This is a genomic window from Mesorhizobium sp. M0983 (genome assembly GCF_040318975.1).
In the GTDB taxonomy this organism is placed as follows: domain Bacteria; phylum Pseudomonadota; class Alphaproteobacteria; order Rhizobiales; family Rhizobiaceae; genus Mesorhizobium.
The window spans coordinates 101252-127894 of the sequence record NZ_JAMYNH010000010.1 but is presented as its reverse complement, the minus strand read 5'-3'; the positions used below and the strand labels follow the sequence as shown (position 1 = coordinate 127894).

33 protein-coding genes are annotated in these 26643 nt (G+C 63.6%); 9 read left to right on the top strand and 24 right to left on the bottom strand.

Annotated elements, in window-relative coordinates; translation table 11 throughout:
- Positions 1-2: 2 nt before the first annotated feature.
- The 7 genes from NKH71_RS19665 to gcvA form a co-directional block, all read right to left on the bottom strand.
- On the bottom strand, positions 3-1481 hold the full coding sequence (locus NKH71_RS19665) for a mannitol dehydrogenase family protein (RefSeq protein WP_352484351.1): 1479 nt from the start codon (positions 1479-1481) through the stop codon (positions 3-5).
- Between the two features lie 72 nt (positions 1482-1553).
- A complete protein-coding gene (locus NKH71_RS19660) occupies positions 1554-2324 on the bottom strand; it encodes an L-iditol 2-dehydrogenase (protein WP_352484352.1) in 771 nt (256 codons plus the stop codon).
- Positions 2321-3325 (bottom strand): ABC transporter ATP-binding protein, encoded by a 1005-nt coding sequence (locus NKH71_RS19655; RefSeq protein ID WP_352895282.1) that lies wholly within the window; start codon positions 3323-3325, stop codon positions 2321-2323. The genes NKH71_RS19660 and NKH71_RS19655 overlap by 4 nt, the downstream gene beginning before the upstream one ends.
- Before the next feature lie 50 nt (positions 3326-3375).
- Positions 3376-4200, bottom strand: a complete 825-nt coding sequence (locus NKH71_RS19650) for a carbohydrate ABC transporter permease (RefSeq protein ID WP_352484354.1) — start codon at positions 4198-4200, stop codon at positions 3376-3378.
- An 11-nt stretch (positions 4201-4211) separates the two neighbouring features.
- Entirely contained in the window at positions 4212-5084 is an 873-nt protein-coding gene (locus tag NKH71_RS19645) for a carbohydrate ABC transporter permease (protein WP_031195183.1), read from the bottom strand.
- Positions 5085-5197: 113 nt separating this feature from the next.
- A complete protein-coding gene (locus tag NKH71_RS19640) occupies positions 5198-6508 on the bottom strand; it encodes an ABC transporter substrate-binding protein (protein ID WP_352495053.1) in 1311 nt (436 codons plus the stop codon).
- Between the two features lie 221 nt (positions 6509-6729).
- A complete protein-coding gene (gcvA, locus tag NKH71_RS19635; protein ID WP_023722531.1) occupies positions 6730-7641 on the bottom strand; it encodes a transcriptional regulator GcvA in 912 nt (303 codons plus the stop codon).
- Between the two features lie 110 nt (positions 7642-7751).
- Between gcvA and NKH71_RS19630 the strand changes: the two genes are divergently transcribed.
- A complete protein-coding gene (locus tag NKH71_RS19630; protein ID WP_352495054.1) occupies positions 7752-7937 on the top strand; it encodes a hypothetical protein in 186 nt (61 codons plus the stop codon).
- 75 nt (positions 7938-8012) lie between these two features.
- Here the strand turns inward: NKH71_RS19630 and NKH71_RS19625 are convergent, their stop codons facing one another.
- On the bottom strand, positions 8013-8972 hold the full coding sequence (locus NKH71_RS19625; RefSeq protein WP_023722533.1) for a sugar-binding transcriptional regulator: 960 nt from the start codon (positions 8970-8972) through the stop codon (positions 8013-8015).
- 257 nt (positions 8973-9229) lie between these two features.
- Here NKH71_RS19625 and NKH71_RS19620 point away from each other — a divergent pair, with 257 nt between their 5' ends.
- On the top strand, positions 9230-9862 hold the full coding sequence (locus NKH71_RS19620) for an HAD family hydrolase (protein ID WP_023722534.1): 633 nt from the start codon (positions 9230-9232) through the stop codon (positions 9860-9862).
- Positions 9863-10144: 282 nt separating this feature from the next.
- On the opposite strand, the gene NKH71_RS19615 is transcribed toward NKH71_RS19620, so the two are convergent.
- The 7 genes from NKH71_RS19615 to ureC form a co-directional block, all read right to left on the bottom strand.
- Positions 10145-10912, bottom strand: a complete 768-nt coding sequence (locus tag NKH71_RS19615) for a class II aldolase and adducin N-terminal domain-containing protein (RefSeq protein ID WP_352791971.1) — start codon at positions 10910-10912, stop codon at positions 10145-10147.
- Between the two features lie 86 nt (positions 10913-10998).
- On the bottom strand, positions 10999-11640 hold the full coding sequence (ureG, locus tag NKH71_RS19610; RefSeq protein WP_352791970.1) for an urease accessory protein UreG: 642 nt from the start codon (positions 11638-11640) through the stop codon (positions 10999-11001).
- Positions 11637-12077, bottom strand: a complete 441-nt coding sequence (locus NKH71_RS19605) for a DUF3995 domain-containing protein (RefSeq protein ID WP_023722538.1) — start codon at positions 12075-12077, stop codon at positions 11637-11639. Before NKH71_RS19605 ends, ureG begins: the two co-directional genes overlap by 4 nt.
- Positions 12074-12745, bottom strand: a complete 672-nt coding sequence (locus NKH71_RS19600; RefSeq protein ID WP_352495055.1) for an urease accessory protein UreF — start codon at positions 12743-12745, stop codon at positions 12074-12076. Before NKH71_RS19600 ends, NKH71_RS19605 begins: the two co-directional genes overlap by 4 nt.
- Entirely contained in the window at positions 12738-13322 is a 585-nt protein-coding gene (ureE, locus tag NKH71_RS19595; RefSeq protein ID WP_352481503.1) for an urease accessory protein UreE, read from the bottom strand. The genes NKH71_RS19600 and ureE overlap by 8 nt, the downstream gene beginning before the upstream one ends.
- A 56-nt stretch (positions 13323-13378) precedes the next feature.
- Positions 13379-13972: a hypothetical protein gene (locus NKH71_RS19590; RefSeq protein ID WP_352791969.1), complete on the bottom strand. Its 594-nt coding sequence runs from the start codon at positions 13970-13972 to the stop codon at positions 13379-13381.
- 47 nt (positions 13973-14019) lie between these two features.
- Positions 14020-15732, bottom strand: coding sequence for an urease subunit alpha (ureC, locus tag NKH71_RS19585; protein ID WP_502895920.1), 1713 nt, complete (start codon positions 15730-15732; stop codon positions 14020-14022).
- A gap of 179 nt (positions 15733-15911) precedes the next feature.
- Here ureC and NKH71_RS19580 point away from each other — a divergent pair, with 179 nt between their 5' ends.
- On the top strand, positions 15912-16295 hold the full coding sequence (locus NKH71_RS19580) for a hypothetical protein (protein WP_023722543.1): 384 nt from the start codon (positions 15912-15914) through the stop codon (positions 16293-16295).
- Positions 16296-16421: 126 nt separating this feature from the next.
- Positions 16422-16916: a hypothetical protein gene (locus NKH71_RS19575; RefSeq protein WP_023722544.1), complete on the top strand. Its 495-nt coding sequence runs from the start codon at positions 16422-16424 to the stop codon at positions 16914-16916.
- A 26-nt stretch (positions 16917-16942) separates the two neighbouring features.
- Here the strand turns inward: NKH71_RS19575 and NKH71_RS19570 are convergent, their stop codons facing one another.
- The 5 genes from NKH71_RS19570 to NKH71_RS19550 are packed head-to-tail and all read right to left on the bottom strand — an operon-like array spanning position 16943 to position 19319.
- Positions 16943-17248, bottom strand: a complete 306-nt coding sequence (locus tag NKH71_RS19570; protein ID WP_023722545.1) for an urease subunit beta — start codon at positions 17246-17248, stop codon at positions 16943-16945.
- Positions 17249-17256: 8 nt separating this feature from the next.
- On the bottom strand, positions 17257-17850 hold the full coding sequence (locus tag NKH71_RS19565; RefSeq protein WP_352791974.1) for a HupE/UreJ family protein: 594 nt from the start codon (positions 17848-17850) through the stop codon (positions 17257-17259).
- Between the two features lie 35 nt (positions 17851-17885).
- Entirely contained in the window at positions 17886-18143 is a 258-nt protein-coding gene (locus tag NKH71_RS19560; RefSeq protein WP_023722547.1) for a DUF1272 domain-containing protein, read from the bottom strand.
- A gap of 23 nt (positions 18144-18166) precedes the next feature.
- Positions 18167-18469: an urease subunit gamma gene (locus tag NKH71_RS19555; protein WP_023677011.1), complete on the bottom strand. Its 303-nt coding sequence runs from the start codon at positions 18467-18469 to the stop codon at positions 18167-18169.
- A gap of 28 nt (positions 18470-18497) precedes the next feature.
- On the bottom strand, positions 18498-19319 hold the full coding sequence (locus NKH71_RS19550; RefSeq protein ID WP_502896922.1) for an urease accessory protein UreD: 822 nt from the start codon (positions 19317-19319) through the stop codon (positions 18498-18500).
- 223 nt (positions 19320-19542) lie between these two features.
- On the opposite strand from NKH71_RS19550, the gene NKH71_RS19545 reads away from it, so the two are divergent.
- From NKH71_RS19545 to NKH71_RS19535, 3 genes are all read left to right on the top strand, one after another.
- Positions 19543-19797 carry an acyl carrier protein gene (locus NKH71_RS19545; RefSeq protein WP_023677013.1) on the top strand — a complete coding sequence of 85 codons (255 nt, stop codon included), beginning with the start codon at positions 19543-19545 and terminating at the stop codon, positions 19795-19797.
- Positions 19798-19801: 4 nt separating this feature from the next.
- Positions 19802-21010 (top strand): beta-ketoacyl-[acyl-carrier-protein] synthase family protein, encoded by a 1209-nt coding sequence (locus tag NKH71_RS19540; RefSeq protein WP_352816691.1) that lies wholly within the window; start codon positions 19802-19804, stop codon positions 21008-21010.
- 136 nt (positions 21011-21146) lie between these two features.
- Complete coding sequence (locus tag NKH71_RS19535; protein ID WP_352481499.1) at positions 21147-21851, top strand: glutathione S-transferase family protein; 705 nt, start codon at positions 21147-21149, stop codon at positions 21849-21851.
- Positions 21852-21872: 21 nt separating this feature from the next.
- Here the strand turns inward: NKH71_RS19535 and NKH71_RS19530 are convergent, their stop codons facing one another.
- Positions 21873-21998 carry a hypothetical protein gene (locus NKH71_RS19530; protein WP_352481498.1) on the bottom strand — a complete coding sequence of 42 codons (126 nt, stop codon included), beginning with the start codon at positions 21996-21998 and terminating at the stop codon, positions 21873-21875.
- On the opposite strand from NKH71_RS19530, the gene NKH71_RS19525 reads away from it, so the two are divergent.
- On the top strand, positions 21991-22272 hold the full coding sequence (locus NKH71_RS19525) for a hypothetical protein (RefSeq protein ID WP_352481497.1): 282 nt from the start codon (positions 21991-21993) through the stop codon (positions 22270-22272). The two genes, NKH71_RS19530 and NKH71_RS19525, sit on opposite strands and share 8 nt — an antisense overlap.
- 43 nt (positions 22273-22315) lie before the next feature.
- Here NKH71_RS19525 and NKH71_RS19520 read toward each other — a convergent pair whose 3' ends face one another.
- Complete coding sequence (locus NKH71_RS19520; RefSeq protein WP_352495059.1) at positions 22316-22936, bottom strand: nucleoside triphosphate hydrolase; 621 nt, start codon at positions 22934-22936, stop codon at positions 22316-22318.
- 345 nt (positions 22937-23281) lie between these two features.
- Positions 23282-24388: a hypothetical protein gene (locus NKH71_RS19515; protein ID WP_352895281.1), complete on the bottom strand. Its 1107-nt coding sequence runs from the start codon at positions 24386-24388 to the stop codon at positions 23282-23284.
- Positions 24389-24637: 249 nt separating this feature from the next.
- Here NKH71_RS19515 and NKH71_RS19510 point away from each other — a divergent pair, with 249 nt between their 5' ends.
- Positions 24638-25528, top strand: a complete 891-nt coding sequence (locus NKH71_RS19510) for a D-alanyl-D-alanine carboxypeptidase family protein (RefSeq protein ID WP_502900403.1) — start codon at positions 24638-24640, stop codon at positions 25526-25528.
- A 104-nt stretch (positions 25529-25632) separates the two neighbouring features.
- Here NKH71_RS19510 and NKH71_RS19505 read toward each other — a convergent pair whose 3' ends face one another.
- Complete coding sequence (locus NKH71_RS19505; protein ID WP_352791069.1) at positions 25633-26442, bottom strand: AraC family transcriptional regulator; 810 nt, start codon at positions 26440-26442, stop codon at positions 25633-25635.
- Positions 26443-26643 lie beyond the last annotated feature (201 nt).

Below are 26643 nucleotides of genomic sequence, written 5' to 3'. Positions count from 1 at the left end.
CTTCAGAGGTCGCCGGCGAGATAGCGCGTCAGTGTCGCGCGCGCGCCGTCCGCCCACAGCGATTTGAGCGCATGGGCGAAGGCTTCGGCGAACGGCGGCGAGCGGCCGACATCGCCATAGATGTCCTCCATGGCAAGCCAGGCGGCAGGCATGTCCCTGGCCGCCTTGGCCGTCCCCTGCAACCGGCCCCAGTTCGGGTCGTTGGGCTCGGTGACGGCACCGGAATCCGTGGTGCCGAAGCAGTAGCGACACCAGAGCGCAGATTCCAGCGCCAGGCCGGTGACACTTTTGCCAGCCTTCAGCCGGTCAGCGATGGTCGGAATGATGAATTTCGGCTGGCGGTTAGAGCCGTCGAGGCAAAGCCGGCGTATGGTGTCGCCGATCTTCGGATTGGAGAAGCGGTGCTCGATGAGCTGGTAGTAATCTTCGAGGTCGGTGTCCGGAACCGGCGGCACGGTCGGGATGATTTCGTCATGCTCGAGCTTGTCGAGGAAGCCGCGTACCAGCGGCTCCTGCATCGCCTCATGGACGAAATGGATGTCCATCAGCCCGGCCGGATAGGCGATGGTCGCATGGCCGCCATTGAGGATGCGGATCTTCATCAGCTCATAGGGCGCGACATCGCTGACGAACTGCACGCCGACCTGTTCCAGCGGCGGCCTTCCATCGGTGAAACGGTCCTCCAGCACCCATTGCTTGAACGGCTCGCAAAACACCGGCCAATTGTCGTCGAGACCGAACTCGCTGGAGAGAATGCCGCGCTCGCGATCGGTGGTGGCCGGGGTGATGCGGTCGACCATGCCATTGGGAAAGGCCACGTTTTCGTTCACCCAATTTGCCAGATCCTCGTCGATCAGCCGCGCCAGGCCGATAACGCCATCGGAAGTGACGTGGCCGTTGTGGGGGATGTTGTCGCAGGACATGATGGTGAAGGGCACGATGCCATCGGCGCGGCGGCGCAGCAGCCCAGCGAGGATGAGGCCGAAGACGGTCTTCGGCGTCGCCCCCGGCTCAGCGTCGGCAACGATGTCGGGATGCGTCGGATTGAACACGCCAGAAGCCGGATCGATAAAATAGCCGCCCTCGGTGATGGTCAGGGAAACGATCTTGATCGCCGGATCGGCAAGCCGCTCGACGATTGCGGTCGCTTCGCCCGGCATCAGGAAATCGATCATAACGCCGGTGACGCGCGCGCTCATATGGCCGCTGTCCTGCTCGACCACGGTGGTCAGCCAGTCCTGTTCCTGCAGCTTGCCGCGGCCGACCTTCTCGCCCTCGAAGACGCCGGCGCCAACGATGGCCCAGTCGTGGCCGACGCCCGAATTGAAGAGGTCGTCGAGATAGACGGCCTGATGCGAGCGATGGAAATTGCCGACGCCGAAATGCACGATGCCGGCCTTGAGCGCGGCGCGATCGTATTTCGGGCCGGCGATCTTGGGCGGAAGCTTGGCGAGTATGGAAGAAGAGAGTTTCACGGACATCTGCTTTTACCCTTTAGCGGGACGGCTCTTCCCCCCGTTGGAGGAGACGGGGAGAAGAGCGCCTTCGCCCCCTCAACTCATCCACTGGCCGCCATCGACATTGTAGGTCTGGGCAACGATGTATTCGGCCTCATCGCTGGCCAGGAACACCGCCATGCCGGTGAGGTCTTGCGCCGTGCCCATGCGGCCATAAGGCACGGCTTCGCCGACCAGTCTCTTCTTCTCGCCCCTCGGCCGGTTCTCGAACTTGGCGAACAAGGCATCGACATGGTCCCAGTGCTCGCCGTCGACGACACCCGGGGCGATGGCATTGACGTTGATGCGGTGCTTGATCAGGTCGAGCCCTGCCGACTGGGTGAGCGAGATGACCGCCGCCTTGGTGGCGCAGTAGACGGCGACCAGCGCCTCGCCGCGGCGCCCGGCCTGGCTTGCCATGTTGATGATCTTGCCGCCCTTGCCGCGGGCAATCATCGAACGGGCCGCAACCTGAAGCGTAAACAGTGTGCCGGCGACGTTGACCGAGAACAATTTGTCGTAGCTTGCCTTGCTGATCTCGACGATCGGCGCCAGGTCGAACAGCGCAGCGTTGTTGATCAAAATATCGAGGCCGCCGGCTCTGGTTTCGACCGCCTTGACAGCCGCATCTATCGACGCGAGATCGGTGACGTCCAGCTTCACCGCGTAGGCGTTGCCGCCGATTTCCGAAGCCGTCTTCTCGGCAGCCTCGAGATTGATGTCGCCGATGGCGACGGTCGCGCCCTCCCGCATGTAGGCTTCGGCAAACGCCCTGCCGATGCCGCGCGCCGATCCGGTGATCAGCGCCGATTTACCTCCGAGCCTCATTGCAGCATCGCCTTCCCATCGGTGCCAAAACGATGCAGCTTGGTCTTGTCCGGTGTCAGATAGATTGTGTCGCCGTGATGGGCGGCAAGTTCGCCGTCGGCACGCACCGTCAGCTGCCCGACACCATCCGCCTGGACGTGCAAAAACGTGTCGGAGCCGAGATGTTCGGCAACGCCGACGGTCGCCTTCCAGTCGCCTGACGTCTTCGAAATGTTCATATGCTCCGGGCGGATGCCGACTGTCCTGGCGCCATATTTGGCGGCCGGCTCGCCTTCGATCAGGTTCATCTTCGGCGAGCCGATGAAACCGGCGACGAACAGATTCTTCGGCGTCTTGTAGAGCTCCATCGGCGAGCCGACCTGCTCGATATTGCCGGCGTTGAGCACGACGATCTTGTCGGCCATGGTCATCGCCTCGATCTGGTCGTGGGTGACGTAGACCATGGTGGTCTTGAGCTGGTGGTGCAGCTCGCTGATCTCCAGCCGCATGGTGCCGCGCAGTGCCGCGTCGAGATTGGACAAAGGCTCGTCGAACAGGAAGGCGGAAGGCTGGCGCACGATGGCGCGGCCGATGGCGACGCGCTGCCGCTGGCCGCCGGAGAGCTGGCCGGGGCGGCGATCTAGGTAGTTGGTGAGGTTCAAGATGCGGGCGGCGTCCTTCACCTTCTTGTCGATGGTCGCCTGGTCCTCGCCCGCCATCTTCAGGGGGAAAGCGATGTTCTTGGCCACCGTCATATGCGGGTAAAGCGCATAGGACTGGAACACCATGGCCAGCTTGCGCTTGGCCGGCGCCTCGCCGGTGACGTCGCGGCCATCGATGATGATGGTGCCGCCGCTGGTGTCCTCCAGGCCGGCAATCAGACGCAACAGCGTGGACTTGCCGCAGCCCGACGGGCCGACGAAGACGACGAACTCGCCGTTCTCGATGACCAGGTCGAGGCCGGGGATGATGGACGTCGCCCCGAAGGATTTGGAGACGTTCTTGAGCGTGATGTTTCCCATGATTTCCTCCCCCGAAGGGCTGTTTTTCGTTTTGCGTCAGGCGATGCCCGTTACTTTACCGCCCCAAACGTCAGGCCGCGGACCAGCTGCTTCTGGCTGAACCAGCCCATGATCAGGATCGGCGCGATCGCCAGTGTCGAGGCGGCCGAAAGCTTGGCCCAGAACAGCCCCTGCGGACTGGAGAAGGAGCTGATGAAGGCGGTGAGCGGCGCTGCCTCAGTGGTGGTCAGCCGGATCGTCCAGAACGCCTCGTTCCAGGCGAGAATGATGTTGAGCAGCATGGTCGAGGCGATGCCCGGCACCGCCATCGGCGTCAGCACGTAGATGATCTCGTTCCAGAGCGATGCGCCGTCCATGCGCGCCGCTTCCAGGATCTCTCCCGGGATCTCGCGGAAGTAGGTGTAGAGCATCCAGACCACGATCGGCAGGTTGATCAGCATCAGCATGACCATCAGGCCGATGCGGCTGTCGAGCAGTCCGGTGTCGCGGAAGATCAGATAGATCGGGAACAGCACGGCGACGGCCGGCATCATCTTGGTGGAAAGCATCCACATCAGGATGTCCTTGGTGCGTTTGCTTGGCGAAAACGCCATCGACCATGCCGCCGGTACGGCGACAAGCAGAGCCAGGACGGTCGAGCCGACCGACAGGAACACCGAGTTCAAGAAGAATTTGAAATAACCGTTCTGCGCCTGGACCTCGGAATAGCTCTCCGTGGTTCCCGACGGGAACAGGTTGAAGCCTTGGATGGCCTCCTGCTCCGATTTGAACGAAGTGATGATCGTATAGAGGATCGGGAAGAAGATCAGCAGCGCGACGATCCAGGCGGCCGCGGTCGCAATCGTCTTGTGCTGGGTGGTGACTGCACGTGCCATCGTTTCCTCCCTTATTTATCCAAATTCTTGCCGACGGCGCGCATGGCGAAGAAGGCGACGATGTTGGCGAGAATGACTGCGATGATACCGCCGGCGGACGCCTGGCCGATTTTGAACTCCAGCAATGCCTTCTGGTAGACGAGGAAGGGCAGGTTGGTGGAGGCATAACCCGGGCCGCCATTGGTGGTGACGAGGATCTCGGCATAGACCGACAGAAGGAAGATCGTCTGGATCAGGATGACCACGGTTATGGCGCGCGACATATGCGGCAGCGTCAAATAGATGAAGCGGCTGATGAAGCCGGCGCCGTCCATTTCGGCGGCTTCCTTCTGCTCGCCGTCGAGCGACTGAAGCGCGGTCAACAGGATCAGCGTCGCAAACGGCAGCCACTGCCAGGCGACGATGATGATGATCGCCAAAAGCGGATGCTGCCCGAACCAGTCGATCGGCTGCCCGCCGAAGAAGCGCGCAATATCGGCGAAGACGCCGTATTGCGGATGCATGATCATGTTCTTCCAGACCAGTGCCGCCACCGGCGGCATGACGAAGAACGGCGAGATGACGAGGATGCGGACGATGCCCTGTCCCCACATCGGCTGATCGAGCAGAAGGGCCAGCAAGATACCGCCGATCACCGTGATCAAAAGCACGCTGACGACGATGGTGAGCGTGTTGAGGATCGACTGCAGGAATGCCGGGTTGGAATAGAACAGCGCGTAGTTCGAAAACCCGACGAAGCCGTCGCGCATCGGATTGAGCGGATTGTACTGCTGGAAGGAGAACCACAGTGTGAATGCCAGCGGTACAATCATCCAAACCAGCAGCAGCACCACGGATGGCGCCATCATGAAGCGGGCAAGCGAACGGGTCTGCTGAGTAGCCATGACGGTCACCCTTCGAGGTCAGCCAAGTTTTCAGCGGTGTGAAAGCCGGCCGCCCGAACTGGGATTCGGGCGGCCGTTGCCGGTCGCCATTGGCAACCGGCACCGGGAGGAGCCTACTTGATGTAACCGCCCTCGGTCATCGTCGCGGTGGCGGCGTCCTGCGCCTGCTTCAGGGCGTCGTCGACGCTCGACTGGCCGGCAAGTGCCGCCGAGAAGAGCTGGCCGACAGTGGTGCCGAGGCCCTGGAACTCAGGAATGGCGACGAACTGGACGCCGACATAAGGCACCGGCTTGACGGTCGGATGCGTCGGATCGGCGGAGTTGATCGAGTCCAGCGTCATCTTGGCGAAAGGTGCTGCCTTCTGGTACTCGGGATTGGCATAGAGCGAGGAGCGCGTTCCCGGCGGAACGTTGGCCCAGCCTTCCTTCGAGGCGACGAGCTCGGCATAATGCTTGCTGGTAGCCCAGGATACGAACTTTTGAGCGGCGTCGGCCTTCTGCGTGCCGGCGGGGATGGCCAGCGACCAGGCCCACAGCCAGTTGCCGCGCTTGCCGAGGCCATTGTCCGGCGCCAGCGCATAGCCAACCTTGTCGGCGACGGTGGAGTTCTTCGGATCAGAGACGAAGGAAGCAGCGACGGTGGCGTCGATCCACATGCCGCATTTGCCCTGCTGGAATAGCGCCAGGTTTTCGTTGAAGCCGTTGGATGATGCGCCCTCGGGGCCATCGGCCTTCATCAGGTCGACATAGAACTGCAGCGTGTTCTTCCACTCGGGCTGGTCGAATTGCGGCTTCCAGTTCTCGTCGAACCAGCGCGCGCCGAACGAGTTCGACATGGCGGTCAGGAAGGCCATGTTCTCGCCCCAGCCGGCCTTGCCGCGCAGGCAGACGCCGTTCACGCCGTTGGCGCGGTCGGTCATCTTGTCGGCAGCCTGCTTGATGAAGTCCCAGGTCGGTGCATCGGGCATCTTGAGCCCGGCCTTTTCCATCAGATCCTTGCGGTACATGACGAAGGAGCTTTCGCCGTAGAACGGCGCGGCGTAGAGCTTGCCGTCGACCGACAAGCCGCCGGCAATGGCCGGGATGATGTCCTTGACGTCATAGTCGTCGCCGAGCTTGTCGAGCGGCAGGAGCCAGCTCTGCTTGGCCCAGATCGGCACCTCGTAGGTGCCGATGGTCATCACGTCGTATTGGCCGCCCTTGGTGGCGATGTCGGTGGTGACGCGCTCGCGCAGGACATTTTCCTCGAGCGTGACCCACTGCAGCTGGATGTCGGGATTCGTTGCGGTGAAGTCGTCGGTCAGCTTCTGCATGCGGACCATGTCGCCATTGTTGACCGTGGCGATGGTGATGGATTCGGCATGCGCGGCGAAAGCAAGCGCGCTGGCCGGCAACAGGCCTAGGGTGAACGTGCGAAGTTTCATCAAAATTCCTCCCATGAACCAAGATGAGCATTTGCCTTGGCTGTGAGCAATTACTCACTTGCCGCAAATTATGTCAAGCCGGATTCGTTGCTGCAGCGCAGCACGCGGTCTCGTGCAGCGGCAAGCCTGGGACACTCGCGGTATATGTGGAGAAGGGTTGGGTCGGGCTCATCGCGCCGTCAAAAGCCGGAGCTTTGCTGTCCGGGTGGCCTGGATTCGGCCTACTGGCAAGCGATCTCGTTCAGGATCCAATCACGAAAGGCGCGGATCTTCGGCACGTTGCGCCGCGCTGTCGGGTAGACCAGCCAATAGGCATGGCCGTCGTCACCAACAAGATCGAAGGGCTGAATCAGGCGGCCGTCGGCAAGTTCGGTCTTGAACAGCGCCTTGGTGACGATCGCCACGCCGTGGCCGGCAATCGCGGCATTGGCCTCGTAGGCCTGCGCGCCCATGCTGGTGCCGGTGCGTTTGGCCAATTCCGCGACCGGCAGGCCGGCGGCGGCAAACCAGTCCCGCCACCAGATGTCGCCCGGGTCGAGGATCGGCAGCCGTAGCAGGTCGGCCGGTTCGTTGACGCCGCCGATGCTTGCCGCGAGCTTTGGACTAAGGACCGGCGTGAAGTCGGCCCGGAACAGCATATGGGTCTCGACGCCCGGCCAATTGCCGCCGCCGGAGCGGATGGCGATGTCGATATCCTCTCTGGCAAAGTCGACAACCCTGTTCGAGGTATCGACGCGCACCGCCAGCGACGGATGCGCGACCTGGAACGAGCCGAGATGCTGCGCCAGCCAATTGGAGGCAAAGGTCAGCAGCGTCGAAACGCAAAGCACGCCATCGGCGCCGGTGCGCGCGGCGGCATAGGCGCCGCTCAACAGCGCGAACGCTTCGCTGACCGCGGGCGCCAGGCGTTGGCCAGGTTCGGTCAGCACGATCTGTTTTGGCTGGCGCAGGAACAAGGGTGCGCCGATGCGCTCCTCCAAAAGCTTGATCTGATAGCTTGCCGCCGCCTGCGTCATGCCAAGCTCCTGGGCGGCCTTGGTGAACGAGAGATGCCGCGCCACCGCCTCGAACACCCGGATCGCCTGAAGCGGAGGAAGCTGCGAAACCAGCTGTCGTGAATTGAGCTCCGGCATAAGCCCTCCTTATGGGCAATGATCGACGTTTGATTGGCGGCACCGGCCGGTCCTACCGATATTCCGTGTTGAAGATCAATTACGCCTAGAGATAGCGAAGGCTGACGATCATGACCACATTACAGGAAAAGCTGCTTCTTGCTCCAGCCCATGGCTGGTTTTCACGGCTGGCGCGGGGATTGGCAAGGCACGCGGCGCGGAAACGGGCCTATCTCGACGTCCGGGAACTGCCGCCGCATCTCCAGCGCGACATGGGCTTCCTCGACGGCAACGATCCTTGTGGCCGGCACCAATAATGTCGCTCGTTTTATCGAGGGTTCAGCTGCGTTTCGATTTCACCTGATCGTTTCCGACCGCCAGCGGCTCTGAGATCATGCGCCGGCCAGCAAGGCGGCGGCGGTCCGCTCATCGGTGATGAGGCCGTTGACCAGCCGCCGGTTGACGGCGGCGAAGATGCCCGGCAGCTTGCGGTCGCCCATGGCAAGCGCGATCACCAGCGACTTTTCGCGCGACGGCAGCGGTGCCGACGAGACCCGGTCGTTGGTGATGCCCTCGATCATGCGGCCGTCACGATCGAATACCCAGCCGACGATCTCGGCGACGCCGCCGGCCTTCTGCAGCGCCTTCAATTCACCCTCCGAAATGAAGCCGTCCTCGTAAAGCGGCGCCTTCGGGCCAAGATCGCCGATGCCGACAAAGGTGACGTCGGCCTCGGCCGCAAGCGCCAGCGTCGGCTGGATCATCGGCTGGCTGAGCAGCATCTCGCGCTCCTCCGGCGAGGAGGCGATGACCGGCAAAGGCATCGGAAACGAGCGCGCCTTGACCCTGTCGGCCATGGTGAAGATGACGTTGTAGAAGGCCGCCGAACCGTCTGGCGAGATATTGCCGGTCAGCGACACCACCTTGTGCTGCGGGCATTCCATCGGCGGCAGCTGCTCGATCGCGGCCTTCAGCGTGCGGCCGGTGCCGATCGCCATGACGATCGGTGTGGGCGACCGCAGCCGCCGTTCGATCTCCGCCGCCGCCGCCTCCGCGACCCCGATGACGGTGGAGGACGAAGAAGGGTCGCTCGGCACCACCTCGACCAGATCAAGCGCAAAGCGCGATTTCAGCCGTGCCGCAAGGTCGAGGCAATTGGCGATCGGATGGTCGACGCGCACCTTGATCAACCCTTCGGAGACCGCGAGCGACACCAGCCGCTGCGCCGTCTGCCGCGAGATGCCAAGCGTGGCGGCGATCTGGTCCTGGGTGTTGCCTGCGACATAATAGAGCCAGCCGGCGCGCGCCGCATCGTCCAGCCTGTTGCCGCCGCTATCCTGCCGCGAATTCAAGGTCCTGCCTCCCTACTCCGCCGACCATAAGGGGCGGAGCCTCATAGTTTCGCAGGGAATGAACTTGCGCGCAATTGCCTATTGCAAGAGCAATTGCTTAGGTCCCGGATCTGGTATTTCAAGCGAGGCGGCCATCGCCGACGCAGTCTCTCAAAATAATCCGGGCAGTGTTGGTCGCACGGGCTCAGTTCTCGCAGCCGCGGCGGTTTATCTCCCACGCTAAACGCTTTAAGGGATTTTGGAGAATGGAGCCTTGCATGACGCTGAAAGCGGTTTTCTGGGATATGGACGGCACGCTGGTCGACAGCGAACCGCTGCACGAGGCGGCGCTGATTGCGGCGCTGCACAGCGTTGGCATCGCCCCGCCAACCGACCTGCATGAGCGGGTGCTCGGCATCGCCGCATGGCCGGTCTACGAGATGCTGCGCGACGAGTTCGGCCTCGACCTGCCTTTCGACGACTGGATCGTGCGCAAATACGATCACTATCTGCCGATGGCGCAAACGCTGAGGCCACGCAGCGGCGCGATCGAGATTTTCAACGAGCTGCGCAAGCTTGGCGTGGAGCAGGCGGTGGTGTCCAATTCGGACAGGCTGATCGTCGACGCCAATCTGCGTGCGGTCGGCCTTTTCTACCCCGGCATGAAGACCATCAGCCGCAACGACGTGCGCGAAGGCAAGCCGCATCCCGAGCCATTCCTGCGCGCCGCCTGGCTGGCCGGCGTCGATCCCGCCGAGGCCGTAGCGGTCGACGACAGCATGACCGGCGCCACGGCGGGGCTGGCGGCGGGAATGAAGACGGTCTTCTGGCCGGAGGCGCCGATGGAAGGGCCGCCGGGCGCGATTGTCATCAACAGCGCCGACGAATTGCGAGCCCATCTGGGACTTTAAGCTTGGCTGAAAAGGCCGCCTCAAGCTAGACTTCCTGCAACGCCGATGATTGGCGAAACCAGCGATGACAGCGTCCTTCTCCCCGTCATTGTACGGGGAGAAGTGCCCGGCAGGGCGATGAGGGGCGGCGCCGAGCTTGACAATTAACGCCCCTTTCCGGGCGCATTGAGATCACTGGCAGGCCGAGTTTTGAGTTCGTCGCAGGCTTTCGGGCGCTTGCGCTGCCCCTCATCCGCCTGCCGGCACCTTCTCCCCGTATAGCGACGGGGAGAAGGGCGCAGCTCAGTACCGGTAGACAGGCTCCTGCTCGTCGAGGATAGCCTTCAGTTCGGAGAGGTGGCGTTCGGCCTGGCCGGGATAGTCTTCCTGTTCCCTTGCCGCTTTCTCTGCGATCTCATCCGACAGTACCCGCAGCGGCCGGCCGGTCCACAGCGCCTTGATATAGGTTTCGGCGGCGCGCTCGAAATAGAACATGCGGTTGAAGGTGTCGGCGACGCTGTCGCCGATGACCAGCACGCCATGGTTGCCCATCACCATCACCTTGACCTTCGGGTCGACAAGAAGCTGCGAGCAGCGCTCGCCCTCTTCCTCGAGGGCCAGCCCGCCATAATGAGCGTCGACGACATGGCGGTTGAAGAAGATCGCCGAGTTCTGGTCGACCGGCGGCAGCGTCGAGTCGGCGAGCGAGGCAAGCACGGTGGCGTGGATCGAGTGGACATGCATGACGCAGCGCGCATGACGCACGTTGCGATGGATGGCGCGGTGCAGGCCCCATGCCGTCGGGTCGGGCGCATTCGGGCCTGTCAGCGTGTCGGGATCATTGGCGTCGATCAAAAGCAGGTCGCTCGCCTTGATGCGCGAAAAATGCACCTGGTTAGGGTTCATCAGGAATTGCGAGCCATCGTCGTTGACCGCCAGCGAGAAATGGTTGGCCACCGCCTCGTGCATGTTGAGCCGCGCCGTCCAGCGGAAGGCGCAAGCGAGGTCGACGCGCTCCTCATAGAACGGCAGGTTGGTCAGCACTTCCTTCTGCAGGCGCGTGATGCTCATCGTATGTCTCCGCGAATGGAGCGAGCATGCCGCGCGGCTGGAACACCCGCAACCGATTTCGTTTGGTGCAGGCGAGCACTGTCGCCTTACGCCGCCGTGCTGGCGGCGGCGCCGACCCTTAGGCCGCCATGCTCGACGATAAAATCGATGACCTCCTGCAGCCCCTTGCCGCGCGACAGATCGGTGAAACCGAACGGCCGCTTGCCGCGCATGCGGGCGGCGTCGCTCTCCATGACATCGAGATTGACGTTCACATAGGGCGCAAGGTCGCTCTTGTTGATGACCAGGAAATCGGACCGGGTGATCGCCGGTCCGCCCTTGCGCGGAATCTCCTCGCCCTGGCAAACCGAGATGACATAGAGCGTCAGGTCGGCAAGGTCCGGCGAGAAGGTGGCGGCGAGGTTGTCGCCGCCCGATTCGATGAAGATGATGTCGAGATCCGGGAATTTTTTGGTCATTTCGGCAATCGCCTGCAGATTGATCGAGGCGTCCTCGCGGATGGCGGTGTGCGGGCAGCCGCCGGTCTCGACGCCGATGATGCGATCTTCGGGCAGCGCCTGGAGGCGCGCCAGCATCATGGCGTCCTCCTTGGTGTAGATGTCGTTGGTGACGACGGCGATCGAGAACTCGTCGCGCAGCGCCTTGCAGAGCTTTTCGGTGAGCGTCGTCTTGCCGGAGCCGACCGGACCGCCGATGCCGATGCGAAGAGGGCCGTTCGGGGATATCATGCGGGGAACTCCGTGAAGGCAAGGATGGCGAAGCCGAGGCCGATCAGCAGGCACAGCGGCGAATAATAACGCAGATCGAGCCGCGCGAAAGGTTGCTCGGGCGTCAGCCGGCGCCACCACGGCGTGAAGCCGGCAATGCCGCGCGCCAGGAAAACCAGCGCGATGAGCAGCGACGTGGCGGCAAGCCCGGCCTTGGGAAAGGGCGTGGCAAAGATGCCCTCGAGCGCCATCGGCCACAGTGTCGCCAGGCCGAGGCAGGCGGCAACGGCGAAGCTGGCGAAGGGCGCCGGCATTTCGTCGACGCCATGAAAGCCGATGACGGCGCGGGCGCAGGAGGCAGCATCCCTGCCCGGCCAGATGCCGCCAATGGCCCAATAGACATGCAGCGCGGTGATCAGCAGCAGAACCAGCGAGAGGGCGAAAGCGAGGACGATCATGAGCGGAACAGCCGCGAATACTGGGTCTCGTGCCTACTCGCCGTGATGTCGGAGATAAAAGCGCAGCCGCCGAGATCGTCGAGCGTCGAGCCGGTAGCGCGGGCCGCGGTCGCCAAGGCCAGCGGCTCGAAGCCGGCGAGCAGCGTCATCGCAGCACTCTGGCCGACGACACCGAGCCGGATCGCTGCCTGGACGAGGTTGGAAAAGAAGGCCTGCAGGAAGGCGCCCAGCGCGTCCCGCAGCATAAATCCGTGGCCGCCGGCGACGGCACCGACGGCGACGCAATAGGCACATTCGGCCGGCAGGCGGTCCAGCACCTGGCACGGCCAGGCCGAGGCCGCCTTCAGGAAGGCGGCGCCCTGCAGCATGGTTTCGGCATGACGCTCGCGCGAGCCGGCTAAGGCCTCGCCGAGCGCAGCGACCTCGACGAGATCGCCGGCTTCGCGCGCCCGGCGCCAGCTTTCGGCAAACAGCACCGCATCGTTCCAGCCGGAACCCATCTCGACCAGCGTTTCCAGCCACGCGGCGAGGTCTTTGCTGTCGGCAACCAGCCCGGCATGCACGGCTTGTTCCAGGCCATGGCTGTAGGAAAAGCCGCCGACCGGGAAGGAAGGCGACAGCCACGCCATCAGCCGCAACAATGCAATGTTGGAAGGCTGGTCAGTCATGGTCATGGTCGTGCGAATGGCTGTGGGAATGCGATTCGCTATGGCTATGAGAATGCGCTTCGGCGTGGCTGTGCGTATGCGCCTCGGCATGAGCATGGCCGTGCCCGCCATGGCCGGAATAAGCGCCGCGCACCGGCTTGAACGGCTCGGAGACGTCGCTCACAATGGCGCCCAATCCCTCCAGCATCGCCTTGATGACATGGTCGCGCAGGATGAGGATGCGCCCAGCTTCGATTGCGGCGGCGAGATGGCGGTTGCCGATGTGCCAGGCAAGCTCGGCCAGATGGACAGGATCGCTGGCCCTGATGTCGTAGAGCGGCTCCGCGGCCGCGATGATCTCGATTTGGCGGCCATCCTCCAGCACCAGCCGGTCACCATGGTTCAACGTCACCGGTTCGGGCAGGTCGACCAGCACCTTGTCGCTACGGGCCGTTTCGATGGCGCGACGGCGCAGATGCCGCTCGTCATGAGCAAGCACTGCGCTGTCATATGGCGTAGTGGTTCCGGCTTCGCCTGCGGCCAGGACGGAGACCGCGCGCGGGAATTTGGTGAAGTCGGTGCGAATATCGAGCTTCATGTAAGACTGCCTTTCGCAAAAAGCCTAGACTATCCGGTCCGCCGCCCCAATGGGGCTCAGACGATCGTGTCGAAGAGCCGCAGGATGAACGATATCTGATAGACGAGCGCGCCGGCGACAAAGGCGATGTGAAAGCGGCGGTCGCGCAGCAGGATCGCAATGACGCAAAGCGCGACGAAAACCGGCGTGCGGATCAGATATTCGATGCCGAAATGGGCGAAATGCTCCGGCCCTTTCAGCAGCGTGTCGATCACGTCGAGCAGATAGGTCGCCGCCAGCAGGCCGAAGAACCAGGCCCGGCGCGAATAGAAGAAATCCTCATAGCTGGTGTAGTCCAGCATCGAATCCGGGAACAGCAGCGCGCAGACCAGGAACAGCGTGACGGCGTAGAAGATGATGAACAGGTATTTGCCGAAGGTCCAATTCTCGATCTGGAACAGGCCGAACTCCCACCACCAGAAATGCACCAGCATCAGAAGCACCGACGCAACCCAGGCGAGGTGCACGGGATAGAGCCGGTACTGGCCGGGATGCTGGACGATGCGGGCGAGCCCCGACAGCAGCCGTGTGACGCCAAGGCCGATCACCATGCCCAGGACAATGCGGATATGCGGGAAAATGTCGTGGGCGTAAGGGAGTTGCTGGTCCATAGGCTTGGCGCGGCATGTTCTACATCGGTCGTTCTAACGCCTATGGTTCAGAACAGGAAGTAGCGTTGCGCCATCGGCAGCACGGTGGCCGGCTCGCAGGTGAGCAACTCGCCGTCGGCGCGGACCTCGTAGGTTTCGGGGTCGACCTCGACATGCGGCGTGGCGTCGTTGAGCACCATCGAATGCTTGCCGATGCCGCCGCGGGTATTCTCGACCGCCACCATCTGCTTGTCGACGCCGAGCCTGCCGCGCAGGCCGGCGTCGAGCGCGGCTTTCGAAACGAATGTCACCGACGAATTGGTCATCGCCTTGCCATAGGCGCCGAACATCGGCCGATAGTGCATCGGCTGCGGCGTCGGGATCGAGGCGTTGGGATCGCCCATCGGGGCGGCGGCGATCATGCCGCCGATCAGCACCATGTCCGGCTTGACGCCGAAGAACGCCGGATTCCACAGCACGAGATCGGCGCGTTTTCCCACCGCCACCGAGCCAATGTCCTTCGACAGGCCATGCGCGATGGCCGGATTGATGGTGTATTTGGCGATGTAGCGGCGGACGCGGAAATTGTCGTTGTCGCCGGTCTCCTGCGGCAGCGAACCGCGCTGGCGCTTCATCTTGTCGGCGGTCTGCCAGGTGCGGATCGCGACTTCGCCGACGCGGCCCATGGCCTGGCTGTCCGACGAGATGATCGAGAAGGCGCCGATGTCGTGCAGAATGTCTTCGGCGGCGATGGTTTCCTTGCGGATGCGGCTTTCGGCAAAGGCGATATCTTCGGGGATCGACGGCGACAGATGGTGACAGACCATCAGCATGTCGAGGTGTTCGGCCAGCGTGTTGACCGTGTAGGGGCGGGTCGGATTGGTCGAGGACGGAATGACGTTGGGCAGGCCGCAGACCTTGATGATATCAGGTGCGTGGCCGCCGCCGGCGCCTTCGGTGTGGAAGGCATGGATGGTGCGGCCCTTGATCGCCGCCACCGTGTTTTCGACGAAGCCGGACTCGTTCAGCGTGTCGGTGTGGATCATCACCTGCACGTCGTAATCGTCGGCGACCGACAGGCAGCAGTCGATTGCAGCCGGTGTCGTGCCCCAGTCCTCATGCAGCTTCAGCGAGCAGGCGCCGGCGAGCACCATCTCCTCGAGCGCGGCAGGCAGCGACGCGTTGCCCTTGCCCGACAGGCCGATATTCATCGGGAAGGCATCGAAAGACTGGATCATGCGTGCCAGATGCCACGGCCCAGGCGTGCAGGTGGTGGCCAGCGTACCGTGCGCCGGGCCGGTGCCGCCGCCGAGCATGGTGGTGATGCCCGACATCAGCGCTTCCTCGATCTGCTGCGGGCAGATGAAGTGGATATGCGCGTCGAAGCCGCCGGCGGTCAGGATCTTGCCCTCGCCGGCGATGATCTCGGTGCCCGGGCCGATGATGATGGTGACGCCGCCTTGAGTATCCGGATTGCCGGCCTTGCCGATCGCGGCGATACGGCCGTCCCTGAGGCCGATATCTGCCTTGACGATACCGGCGGTGGCATCGACGACCAGCGCATTGGTGATGACGGTGTCGACCGCGCCTTGCGCGCGCGAAACCTGGCTCTGGCCCATGCCATCGCGGATGACCTTGCCGCCGCCGAATTTCACCTCCTCACCGTAAAGGGTGAGATCCTTTTCGACCTCGATGAACAGTTCGGTGTCGGCGAGCCGGACCTTGTCGCCAACGGTCGGGCCGTACATCTGCGCATAGGCGGCGCGGGTGATTTTAGCCATCAGCAATTGCTCCCGAAATACAGCCCGAAAATACCGCTTGTCGAAGCCGGGACCCACATTGCCGCCATCCTATGGTCACGCAATGACCCGCTGAGCGACACTTTCCGATCCCATTTGGCGGTTGAGGTGGGCGGGCCACCCCAAAACGACCATTTGCCAATCGATGGAAAGGAACATCCATGCGCAAAACGACCCTTCTGGCAGCCGCCGCCACGCTGGTGCTCGCAACCGCCGCCAGCGCCCAGCAACAGCCTGCGCAGCAGCCCAGTCCGGCGCCGGCCGCTCCTGCTCCTGCCGCGCCCGGGGCGCAGCCGCAGGCGCCCACCATTCAGGCGATCAATGTCGTCGATATCAAGGATCTGCCGGCGGACACTCAAGCCAAGGTCAACGAGGTGATCGCTAAGCGCAGCGATGCCGATTTGCAGAAGCTGCGCGGCTCGATCGACGCGACACCGGAGGTCAAGTCCGCGCTCGAAGCGAAAGGACTCACCTCGGCGCAGGTGATCGCCGCCAGCATGAGCACCAATGGCGCGCTGACGCTGATCACCAAGAAAGCCAGCTGACGAGGCGAGGCGGCGGGCCGGCGCCCGGTCAGCCCGCCGCATCGCAAAGGGAACCTTCACAGGGGAAGTTACGTTTCGGTCCTGTCGCCCTGACACAAGCCTCGAAAAGGAGCCTGAGAACGAGCGATGGCAATCACCACCTTCTCCGACACCAGATGGCTGCATGGGATTGCTGCGACCGCGTTTCTGGCAGCCAGCATTCCGCACGCCGCGCTGAACGCGCAGAGCCTCGATAGCGCCGAGACCGTCAACCGGATCGTCGGCTCGGAGGTCGGCCAGGAAGAGACCAAGACAAATGCGGAAGCCGGCAAGGTCAGCTCGGCGATCGACCGCACGCGTGAAAACATCGCTGTCGTGCGCAAGACGTCCAAGCTCGACAAGGTCGATATCGTGTTTCTTACCGACGCCGCGCGCACCGAAGGCGGCCCGCCGCCGGCGATCGAAAACAAGGTCAGGCAACATCGGGACGACATTGCCGAGCTGCGCAAGGAGATCGAGGCGAACGCATTGCTGTTCAACGCCATCGACTCGCGGAGAGTGCAAACCGAGGACGTTCTGGCGGTGGAGTTCGACGATCCGGGAAAGGTCGTCATCTATGCGGCGGCCAAGCCGCCCGGCTGAGCCGAAACTGCTCGACGCCTTCGATCTCACAGCTTGCCCATGATCTTCTGCTGAAATCCGTAGACCTCGCGCTTGCCGCCGAACGGCACCAGGGTAACGTCACGCTCCTGCCCCGGCTCGAAGCGCATGGCGGTGCCGGCAGCGATGTCGAGGCGCATGCCGCGGGCCTGGTCGCGATCGAATCTCAGCCCTTCATTGGTCTCGAAGAAATGATAATGGCTGCCGACCTGGATCGGCCGATCGCCGCTGTTGGCTACCTTCAAGGTGACGGTCGCCAGACCCTTGTTCAGCTCTATCTCGCCGCTTGCCGTGATGATTTCACCTGGGATCATTGCGGCCCTCACAGGACGCCGAAAGCAAGGCCGGCGCCAATCGTGGCACAGGCGGCCCCGGCGACGCGGGCAAGTCCGCGGAAGCGCCAGCCGAGGTTGAAACCGGCAGTGATGCCGATGGCGTGGAGCAGCGCGGTGGCGGCGGCAAAGCCCGCCATGTAGCCGAGCCCACCCGCATTTTCGGGCACCTCGGTGCCGTGGGCATAGCCGTGGAACAACGCGAACAGGCCGATGACGGCGACGCCGGCCGAGACCGGAAGGTCGACGGCGAGCCCAACCAGCAGCCCGAGCACCACGACGGACGCCAATATGGCCGGCTCGACGAAAGCCATCGGCACATGCAGGATGCCGAGCGCGCCGCCGGCCAGCATGATGCCCACGAAAGCCAGCGGCCATGCCCAGATCGCTTTGCCGCCCTTGAGCGCTGCCCACAGGCCGACGGCAATCATCACCGTCATGTGATCGAGGCCGGAGAGCGGGTGGGTGAAGCCGGCGGTGAAGGACGAAACCGTGCCGTCGCCGACATGGGCATAGGCTGGCCCAGCTGCCGCCAGCAGCAGGACCGCCGACAGCGTTGTGCGTTTCATCGTAGCGGGGATCATCGGCGTACCTTCCATCTTCGAGATCATCATGCCTCTCACGCGGCCTTGCGGGCCGGGCCGCAGCCCTCTGCCTTGAGAATGCGCTGGGTCGAGGCCGGATATTTCTTCAGCATCGCTGCCGGACGGATCGGGCGGGCCGAGAAGTTGCCGCCACAATTCGGACAGGCGCCGCCGAGCACGTTTTGGGCGCAGTCCGCGCAGAAGGTGCATTCGAAGGTGCAGATCACCGCATCTGTCGCATCGGGCGGCAGATCCTTGTCGCAGCATTCGCAGTTGGGACGCAGCTCAAGCATTTTCCTCTCCTCGCCTTTGGTGATTATCTGATCGGTTCGTGCACGGTCACCAGCTTGGTGCCGTCGGGAAACGTCGCCTCGACCTGCACATCGTGGATCATTTCGGCAATGCCTTCCATCACCTGCGCCCGGGTCACGACATGGGCGCCGGCCTCCATCAGCTCGGCGACCGCGCGCCCGTCGCGGGCACCCTCGACGACGAAATCGGTGATCAGCGCGATCGCTTCCGGGTGGTTGAGCTTGACGCCGCGTTCGAGCCGCTTGCGGGCCACGATCGCCGCCATGGCGATCAGCAGCTTGTCTTTCTCCCTCGGCGTCAGATTCATGCTTTTTCCTGCAGTGGCATAATCGAAATCAGAGTGACCATAATTTGGGCAGGCCCGCCCGCCCGTTGAGCAATTCGACAAGCGGCACCAGCCGCTTGCGGAGCTGGTAGCCGTCCTCGGCGAACAGCCTCGCAAGAAGCTTGCCAGATTTCCGCACACTCCAGAAACTGACGCCGCCCTGGCCGCCGACCATGCCCCGGGCCGGCTCGAGCAAAGCCTCTGCCCGCGGCGACACCATCAGCAGCGTCGCCACGGCGATGCCGCCACCGGCCACAGCCGTACGGTTCAAGGTGGCCGCAATGTCGGGCCCGATGCGGAACTCCTCGGCATGGACCAGCGCTCCGTCCTGGCGGACGCGCCAGCGGTCGTGGAAATAGCCTTGCGCTGCCCGTTCGCCCATGGCCAGGCGGCCGAAGACAGTAGCCTCCAGGATCAGCGCCTCGGCTCCGGCGGCAAGCTCCACGTCAAGCGTGCGGGCAAAGACCGAGCGGTCGAAGACGATGGTTTCCTGCGGCAGCCAGGCAATGTGGCCGCCTTCGCCGACGGTCAGTTGCACCCGCACTTCGGCGCGATCGGATGCGGCGCGGTAGATTTTCTCGCAGGCCTGCGTTGTTATGGTTGCGGAGGCGCCGGCACCGACATCGACCTGCCAGGCGAGACGGTCGCCGCCGGTCAGCCCACCGGCAGTGTTGATCAGGACAGCTTCGAGCGGATCGGCCGAGACTGCCGGCATGCGGATCTTGGCCGAGCCGTCCTGGTACAAGCGCCGAAGACGCGTGCGGCCTCCGTTCCAGTCGCAGCCAAGCCGCGCGACGCCGGCAACGCGCTGGGCCGGCGGCACTGAGCTCAAGCTATATGCGATCGTGTCCACGACACCAACGTTAAGCACTGCGGCGGCTTTGTCGATATATAGCTTGTTGCTTGACAGCGTTTCGGTTTCTATAGAGGGAGCCACCTTGGTACGGTCATCGGCGCCTGGCGGGGGTAAAAGGCGACGATGACGACGTAATCGAGGACAAAAGGGGCGCTGATCAGTTGGCGTCGGGAAACGACAGAGTTGGGGAAGAAACCGAATGGCTGACCAGCTGGCAAACGATATCATCGCCAAGATCAAGGCTCATGCCGAGCCGGGCGGCGAGGAAATCACCACCAGTACCGAACTGACCGCCCTTGGCATCCATTCGCTGGAACTGACGGAAATCATCTTCGATCTCGAGGAAGAGTATGGCATCGAAATCGAGATGAACACGGTCGATGCCTGGAGCAATCTGAAGAATGTCGGCGACATGGTCGAGGCGGTTCGCGCGCTGATCGCGAAAAAAGCCTGACTGAATGCACAAGCGCATCGTCATCACGGGCATCGGCGGGTTATGCGGGCTCGGCACCAATGCACCAGCAATATGGAATGAGATGCGCACCGGCCGTTCGGCAATCGGTGCGATCGTCAATTCCGAGCTGCATGACCTCAAGGTCAGGGTCGGTTGCGAAATCAAAACGCTTCCCGAGCACGGCATCGACCGCAAGCAGGTCGTGTCGATGGACCGCTTCAGCCTTCTGGCGACGATCGCCGCGCGGGAGGCGGCACAGCAGGCGGGATTGAACCCGCACGCGGCCAACACCTATCGGATGGGCACCATCGTCGGCGTCGGCGTCTGCGGCTGGGAGGCAATCGAAGAGAGCTATCGCGCCATCCTGCTCGAAGGCAAGAACCGCGCCGGCATCTTCACCGTGCCGAAAGTAATGCCGGGCGCGGCCGCCGGCCACGTCAGCATGAATCTTGGTCTGCGCGGGCCGGTATTCGGCATCACCTCTGCCTGTTCGTCATCCAACCACGCCATTGCCTCGGCGGTCGACCAGATCAGGCTCGGCCGCGCCGACGTCATGGTCGCCGGCGGCACCGATGCGCCGCTGGTCTGGGGCATCCTCAAGGGCTGGGAGGCCCTGCGGGTCTTGTCGCCGGACACCTGCCGGCCGTTTTCGGCCGATCGCCAAGGCCTTGTGCTCGGCGAGGGTGCGGGCATGGTGGTGCTGGAAACCTATGAGCATGCCATGGCGCGCGGCGCCGCCATCCTTGCCGAAATCGCCGGCGTCGGCCTTTCCGCCGACGCCTCCGACATCGTTGCGCCGACCATCGAAGGGCCGGAGGCGGCGATGCGCTTCTGCCTCGTCGATGCCGGGCTCAATCCGGAAGACGTCGACTATCTCAACGCGCATGGCACCGGCACCAAGGCCAACGACCAGATCGAGACGGCGGCGATCAAGCGTGTCTTCGGCGGCCATGCCTACAAGCTTTCCATCTCCTCGACCAAATCGATGCACGCCCACTGTCTCGGCGCGTCCGGCGCGCTGGAAATGATCGCCTGCGTGATGGCGATCCGCGACGGCATCGTGCCGCCGACCGCCAACTACCGGGAAGCCGACGCCGACTGCGATCTCGACATCACGCCGAACGTGGCGCGTGAGCGCGCGGTGCGCACCGCGATCAGCAACAGCTTCGCCTTCGGCGGCACCAATGCGGTGCTCGCGGTCAAAGCCGTCTGAACCGCACCCCTTGCCGGCTTTCGTCGGGGCCGGTGAAACTTTCCATGCGCATATTGATCGCGCCAGGCGTCGCGCCTAACTCTCTGCGACCCGCCATGACCGCGCCGTTCGGGGCGCCCCCCGACCAGGAGTTTCGATGACCGATCTGTCCGCGTTTCCGATTGCCACGCGCTGGCCGGCAAGCCATCCCGACCGCATCCAGCTTTATTCGTTTCCGACGCCGAACGGGGTGAAGATATCGATCGCGCTGGAGGAACTTGGCCTGCCGTACGAGCCGCATGCTGTCGACATCGGCAAGAACGAAAGTTGGACCCCGGAATTCCTGTCTTTGAACCCGAACGGCAAGATACCGGCGATGATCGATCCGGACGGCCCGGGCGGCAAACCGATCGGCCTGTTCGAATCCGGCGCCATCCTGCTCTACCTCAGCGACAAGACCGGCAAGCTGGTCCCGGCAGACGCAACGCTGCGTTACGAGACGATCCAGTGGGTGTTCTTCCAGATGGCTTCGATCGGGCCGATGTTCGGCCAAGTCGGGTTCTTCCACAAATTCGCCGGGCGCGAAATCGCCGACAAGCGCCCCCTGGAACGTTATCGCGACGAGTCGCGACGGCTGATCGGCGTCCTCGAAACGAGGCTCAAGGGCCGCAGCTGGATCATGGGCGACGATTACACCATCGCCGACATTTCGATGCTTGGATGGGTGCGCAATCTGATCGGCTTTTATGAGGCACGGGAACTCGTCGGTTTCGACGATTTCCCCAGCGTCGGCGCATGGCTGGAGCGCGGCCTTGCCCGGCCGGCGGTGCAGAGGGGCCTCACCATTCCGGCCAGAGCCTGATCGAAAGCCAGACTGGCCCGGCTATTTTGCCTTGGTCCGGGGTTTCGAGCCCTTGCCGACTACGGAAGCGGCAAGCGAGGCCGCACCTTTGGCGGTCGCAAGCACGGCACCGGCGGCGACGTTGGCCGTCGTTTTGACGGTGCGCATTGCGCTGCCTGCGATCGATCCTCTGCTGCTTGCCGGCTTTTTGGGCTTGGGTGCAGCGGCTTTGGCCGCGGCAGGCACCACCTTCTTCGGCGCCGCCTTGCCAAAGCTGGGCTTTGCCGCGTCCTTGGAGCGGGCCGCCACTGCCGGGCCGGCGCTGGTTTTCGCTCGCGTTGCTTTTGATCGTGTTGCCCTACCCTTGGCGGGCGCAGGCTTTCTTGCCATGGTTTCCATCGAACTGTTCCCTCATGCGGCACGATTGCCGTGTCCGGGATAACGGCCTGAAAGTGTTAAGGTTCCGGCCGAACAGTCCTTACAGATCAGGCCTGTTCACCAACCACCAGGTCGGCGGGCCGCCGACGGGCAAGCACGCGATCGATGTTCGGCATGTCGTTGGAAGCAATCCAGGCGCGCGCGTCCTCGTCGGACCGGCCGTGCTCGTGCCATCGCTCCAGCAGTCGGCGCTCGAGGTCGGCGCGCGGCACATCGACAAAGATCGAGAAGTCGAACAGCGGCGCCAGCCGCGTCCATGGCTCTTCGTCGAGCAGCAGATAATTGCCTTCGACCAGGATGAATTTGGTGTCGGCGGCGATGATCGCAGCGGCGGCGCGCGACAGCTCCATGCTGCGGTCGAAGACCGGGATCGCGATATCCGGCTCGCCGGCGCGGATGCGCTTGAGCAGCGTTTCGAAGCCGGCAAAATCAAAGGTTTCCGGGGCACCTTTTCGCTGGCGAAGGCCGCGTCGCTCGAGCACGACATCATCGTAATGGAAGCCATCCATCGGCACGACTTCCGCCGTGCCTTCCGGCAGCAGGTCGTGCAAGCCTGCCGACAATGTCGATTTGCCGGCGCCGGGCGGACCGGCAATGGCAACGATGAAGCGCGGCGCCTTGCCGGCGCGCTTGAAGATGGCAGCAGCAATATGGGCGATCTCGGACATTGGAGCCTTTCTGGCTGAGTGTTTTCGATCTTGGCGACAATTCGCGGGAATTTCAAACCCGAGATTAGTTTCCTCGCTCAGGGATTTTGACCGTCCGTCGGCAAATCGCAAAGCTTTGAGATTGCCCGAAACGATCGTCCCTTTCGTCATCCTGGGGCGGAGCAAGGAGCGAAGCGACGCAGCGCAGACCCCGGGATCCATGCCGTGACATCAGGGCGCCTCAGCGGCGCAGAATTCTGTTCCGCCGCATTCCTCGACGACGGTCGCGGCATGGATCCCAGGGTCTCCGCGACGTCGCTTCGCTCCTGCTCCGCCCTGGGATGACGAAGGTGGGGAGGCGAGCTCTCAAGCTGGGGCCGACCTGCCGATCCGCAGGAAGTCGCTGTCGAAGCCAATGTCGCGCACGGCGCCGTCGGCGGCCAGGATGCGCATGCGGCCCGGTAAGCTCGCGACGTCGCGCGGCGGCTCGCCGGACGGCCACGGCAGTGCGCCGATGACATGGCGGAACGAAAAGCTGCGCCCTTCAGAAAGCGCAAAGGCGGTCGCCACGCCTTCGCGCTTCAGCCAGTTGTCGCCGAGCGATGCGGCGTGGCCGACAGCGGTGCGGCCATCCTCGATGCCGAGCACGCCGCGATGGCGGCCGCTCCATGGCGCATAATCGCGCCCGCCATTGCTGACCCACAGCATGGTCACCGGCAGTTCAGCCGGGTTCTTCAGCACCAGCACGAGATCTGCTTCCGCCTGGCGCGCCAGCGCGGTCCAGCCCGGCCCGCCATGATCGGCCTCGACCAGCGTGACAAAGTCCTCACGCTGCTGGTCCATGCGATAGGCGGTCAGGTCGATCATGCCGCCGTCGGCGGCGGGAAAGCGCGTCAGGTCGGCGGTCCGTGCCGGGTAGGCGAGCAAAGAGCGGCCGCGAGCCGGATCGGGTTCCGGCGCCTCGCTCGGCGTCGCGGCAAGGCGCTTCGGCGAGAAGGCCAGCCTGCCGCCGGCCTTCATCCCCGTCATTGGGTGATGGGCGACGGGAATGGCGCCGGCGCCGCCGGAAAAGACGTGCTCCTGATAGAAAAACGGATGATCGTCGCGCAAGGTCAGGATCTTGTCGACGGTCGCGCCCATGACCGGACGCTGCAGACGGAAGACGGCGCGCCAGCCATCGGCCGTTGCTGCGCTGTCGACGACGTCCCAGCGACTATTGGCCGGCCAGCCATGCAAAGGTGCCGCTTCGACGTCGCTGGTCGAGAACGGCGCGCAGAGGAAATCGCCGGACAGGTGGACCGTCCCTTCAGGCAGATCTTTCGGCAGCGTCTCGCGCGGCTCTTCGACCCAGGGTGCGCGATGCAGCGGCTTCAGCCGACGGCCGTCGATCTCGATCGCCATGTCGGCGAGATGGCCGACGGCAAGATCAACCGATACCGAAATCCCCTTTGCCGTAATCGTGACCGTATCCATGTGCGCACCTACCGATTCTGCCAGCCCGATTCTGGCGGCCCGATTCTGCCGGCGCCAGCAAAGCCCACTCGCCGCCCCTTGCGCAAGCGCGGCGGCCGGCAATTCGCATCGGACGGCTTGGCACAGCCGCCACGTCTGCCTGTGGACAGGGCACCATTCCAGGGCGCGGCGATATTAACCAAATGGACTGTGCCTTTGCGTTAAGATAGCTTCGCCTCGTCTCAGAAACAGCCTGCCTTCGGAACCGACTTGTCCGCCTTCCGCTTCTTTTCGCTCATCCACAATTACGTCGCGGTGCTGATGCTGCTGCTGTTTGCGGCCGGCTGTACGACGGTGACGCCCCCTGACAGCGTGCTGGCGGTGCCGGCGCCGCCGCAGAAATATGCCGCGATGGTCATCGATGCCGGCACCGGCAAGACGCTGTTCGAGGTCAATTCGACGGCGCCGCGTTATCCGGCGTCGCTGACCAAGATGATGACGCTGTACCTTCTGTTCGAGGCGCTGGACCAGGGCCGTATCAGCAAGGAGACGCAAATTCCGGTGTCGGACAACGCCGCCCGGCAGCCGCCGACCAAGCTGCGGTTCAGGCGCGGCGAGACCATCGACGTCGATTCGGTGATCCGCGCCATCGTCGTCAAATCGGCCAATGACGTGGCGGTCGCCGTTGCCGAATATCTCGGCGGCAGCGAAGAGGCATTCGCCGGCATGATGACCGCCAAGGCGCGCCAGATCGGCATGAGCAGCACCGTGTTCCGCAACGCCTCGGGCCTGCCGGACGGCGACCAGCACACGAGCGCGCGCGACATGGCGGTGCTCGGCATGGCGCTGCACGCCCGCTTCCCGCAGCATTTCCACTATTTCTCCGAAAGCGACTTCATGTTTCGCGGCAGGCTGGTGCGCGGCCACAACGACATGCTCGGCCGGGTGCGCGGCGTCGACGGCATCAAGACCGGCTACATCAGAGCTTCCGGCTTCAACATCGTTACCTCCTATAATGCGGACGGACACCGGCTGATCATCGTGGTGATGGGCGCCGACAGCGCGCGCCAGCGCAACGACCATGTCGAGGCGCTGATCCAGCGCAGCCTGTTGCCGACCTCGGAGGCAAAGACGCGGCTGCTGTATGCCGAGGAGCAGTGACGGCTGACGTCCGGCGGGCGGCGGATCGGGGAGTTGCCAACCACGGTCCGGATCGGCGCTCATTCACCGGGATGGACAACTTCAGTCAGTCGTATGCGGGCTTATCAGGAGACAAACGCAGAACCGCCGTTTTGCGCGATACCGCTGAGATACTTTGCCGGCGGCTTGCCAAGCGCTTTCTTGAACATGGTGATGAAGGCGGTGACCGATTCGTAACCGAGATCGGCCGAAACCTGCTGCACGCTGGCGCCGGAGGCCAGCTCGCGCATCGCGACGATCAGGTGCAATTGCTGGCGCCAGCGCCCGAAGGTCAGCCCTGTCTCCTTTACCACAAGACGTGCGAGACTGCTCTCGCTGAGCGCGACGCGATTGGCCCATTCCGCCAGGGTGCTGCGGTCGGCAGCATCTTCCGCCAGCGCCGCGGCGATGCGCCTCAAGCGCGGCTCGGACGAGATCGGCAGGTGTAGCTGCTGGACAGGCATGCGCGGCAGTTCGGATAGCAGTACCCTGGTCAGGAGTTCGCCCCTCGCGTCATAGCCCTCACCGCGATCCGCCAGCTCGATGATGAGCTCGCGCAGCAACGGCGAGATCGAAAGCGTGCAGCATCGGTCCGGCAGGTCGGTGGCTCCCGGCTCGATATAGACGAAAAAAATCCGGGCATTGGCGGTCGCGACGTTGCTGTGTTCCATGTCGCCCGGAATCCACACCGCGCAATGAGGCGGCACCATCCACAGGCCGCTGGGAACACGACATGTGACGCCACCTCCCAGAGCGAAGACGAGTTGCGCTTTGCGGTGGCGATGGTCCGGCACCTCCGCCCTGGTCTCGGGAACGTCGACGCGCACGGCAATTGCCGGTGCGAGGACGTCATCGGGATCGAAATTCGGCCAGGGGTAGCGGAGCGGCTGTCTCATTTTGACTGATTTTAGCGATCAGGTGACATGATAGCTAAATTATTCCGTCGGCAAAGTCGATAGGCTCCGACTTGCGAATGAGTCAGGAGCCTGCAAAGACGATGAGAAAGATTGTTCAGACGCCCGGCGGCCGTGCTGAAAGACCGGGCGTTGGATCGCATCGTCAGCGGCCATGGCCTGTTCGGCCCGCTGCCTCGACGT

Coding starts and splice junctions, on each gene's coding strand:
- NKH71_RS19665 (WP_352484351.1), bottom strand. CDS start 1,481: ATGTCCGTGAAACTCTCTTCTTCCATACTCGCCAAGCTTCCGCCCAAG.
- NKH71_RS19660 (WP_352484352.1), bottom strand. CDS start 2,324: ATGAGGCTCGGAGGTAAATCGGCGCTGATCACCGGATCGGCGCGCGGC.
- NKH71_RS19655 (WP_352895282.1), bottom strand. CDS start 3,325: ATGGGAAACATCACGCTCAAGAACGTCTCCAAATCCTTCGGGGCGACG.
- NKH71_RS19650 (WP_352484354.1), bottom strand. CDS start 4,200: ATGGCACGTGCAGTCACCACCCAGCACAAGACGATTGCGACCGCGGCC.
- NKH71_RS19645 (WP_031195183.1), bottom strand. CDS start 5,084: ATGGCTACTCAGCAGACCCGTTCGCTTGCCCGCTTCATGATGGCGCCA.
- NKH71_RS19640 (WP_352495053.1), bottom strand. CDS start 6,508: ATGAAACTTCGCACGTTCACCCTAGGCCTGTTGCCGGCCAGCGCGCTT.
- gcvA (WP_023722531.1), bottom strand. CDS start 7,641: ATGCCGGAGCTCAATTCACGACAGCTGGTTTCGCAGCTTCCTCCGCTT.
- NKH71_RS19630 (WP_352495054.1), top strand. CDS start 7,752: ATGACCACATTACAGGAAAAGCTGCTTCTTGCTCCAGCCCATGGCTGG.
- NKH71_RS19620 (WP_023722534.1), top strand. CDS start 9,230: ATGACGCTGAAAGCGGTTTTCTGGGATATGGACGGCACGCTGGTCGAC.
- NKH71_RS19615 (WP_352791971.1), bottom strand. CDS start 10,912: ATGAGCATCACGCGCCTGCAGAAGGAAGTGCTGACCAACCTGCCGTTC.
- ureG (WP_352791970.1), bottom strand. CDS start 11,640: ATGATATCCCCGAACGGCCCTCTTCGCATCGGCATCGGCGGTCCGGTC.
- NKH71_RS19605 (WP_023722538.1), bottom strand. CDS start 12,077: ATGATCGTCCTCGCTTTCGCCCTCTCGCTGGTTCTGCTGCTGATCACC.
- NKH71_RS19600 (WP_352495055.1), bottom strand. CDS start 12,745: ATGACTGACCAGCCTTCCAACATTGCATTGTTGCGGCTGATGGCGTGG.
- ureE (WP_352481503.1), bottom strand. CDS start 13,322: ATGAAGCTCGATATTCGCACCGACTTCACCAAATTCCCGCGCGCGGTC.
- NKH71_RS19590 (WP_352791969.1), bottom strand. CDS start 13,972: ATGGACCAGCAACTCCCTTACGCCCACGACATTTTCCCGCATATCCGC.
- ureC (WP_502895920.1), bottom strand. CDS start 15,732: ATGGCTAAAATCACCCGCGCCGCCTATGCGCAGATGTACGGCCCGACC.
- NKH71_RS19580 (WP_023722543.1), top strand. CDS start 15,912: ATGCGCAAAACGACCCTTCTGGCAGCCGCCGCCACGCTGGTGCTCGCA.
- NKH71_RS19575 (WP_023722544.1), top strand. CDS start 16,422: ATGGCAATCACCACCTTCTCCGACACCAGATGGCTGCATGGGATTGCT.
- NKH71_RS19570 (WP_023722545.1), bottom strand. CDS start 17,248: ATGATCCCAGGTGAAATCATCACGGCAAGCGGCGAGATAGAGCTGAAC.
- NKH71_RS19565 (WP_352791974.1), bottom strand. CDS start 17,850: ATGATCCCCGCTACGATGAAACGCACAACGCTGTCGGCGGTCCTGCTG.
- NKH71_RS19560 (WP_023722547.1), bottom strand. CDS start 18,143: ATGCTTGAGCTGCGTCCCAACTGCGAATGCTGCGACAAGGATCTGCCG.
- NKH71_RS19555 (WP_023677011.1), bottom strand. CDS start 18,469: ATGAATCTGACGCCGAGGGAGAAAGACAAGCTGCTGATCGCCATGGCG.
- NKH71_RS19545 (WP_023677013.1), top strand. CDS start 19,543: ATGGCTGACCAGCTGGCAAACGATATCATCGCCAAGATCAAGGCTCAT.
- NKH71_RS19540 (WP_352816691.1), top strand. CDS start 19,802: ATGCACAAGCGCATCGTCATCACGGGCATCGGCGGGTTATGCGGGCTC.
- NKH71_RS19535 (WP_352481499.1), top strand. CDS start 21,147: ATGACCGATCTGTCCGCGTTTCCGATTGCCACGCGCTGGCCGGCAAGC.
- NKH71_RS19530 (WP_352481498.1), bottom strand. CDS start 21,998: ATGCGCACCGTCAAAACGACGGCCAACGTCGCCGCCGGTGCCGTGCTT.
- NKH71_RS19520 (WP_352495059.1), bottom strand. CDS start 22,936: ATGTCCGAGATCGCCCATATTGCTGCTGCCATCTTCAAGCGCGCCGGC.
- NKH71_RS19515 (WP_352895281.1), bottom strand. CDS start 24,388: ATGGATACGGTCACGATTACGGCAAAGGGGATTTCGGTATCGGTTGAT.
- NKH71_RS19505 (WP_352791069.1), bottom strand. CDS start 26,442: ATGAGACAGCCGCTCCGCTACCCCTGGCCGAATTTCGATCCCGATGAC.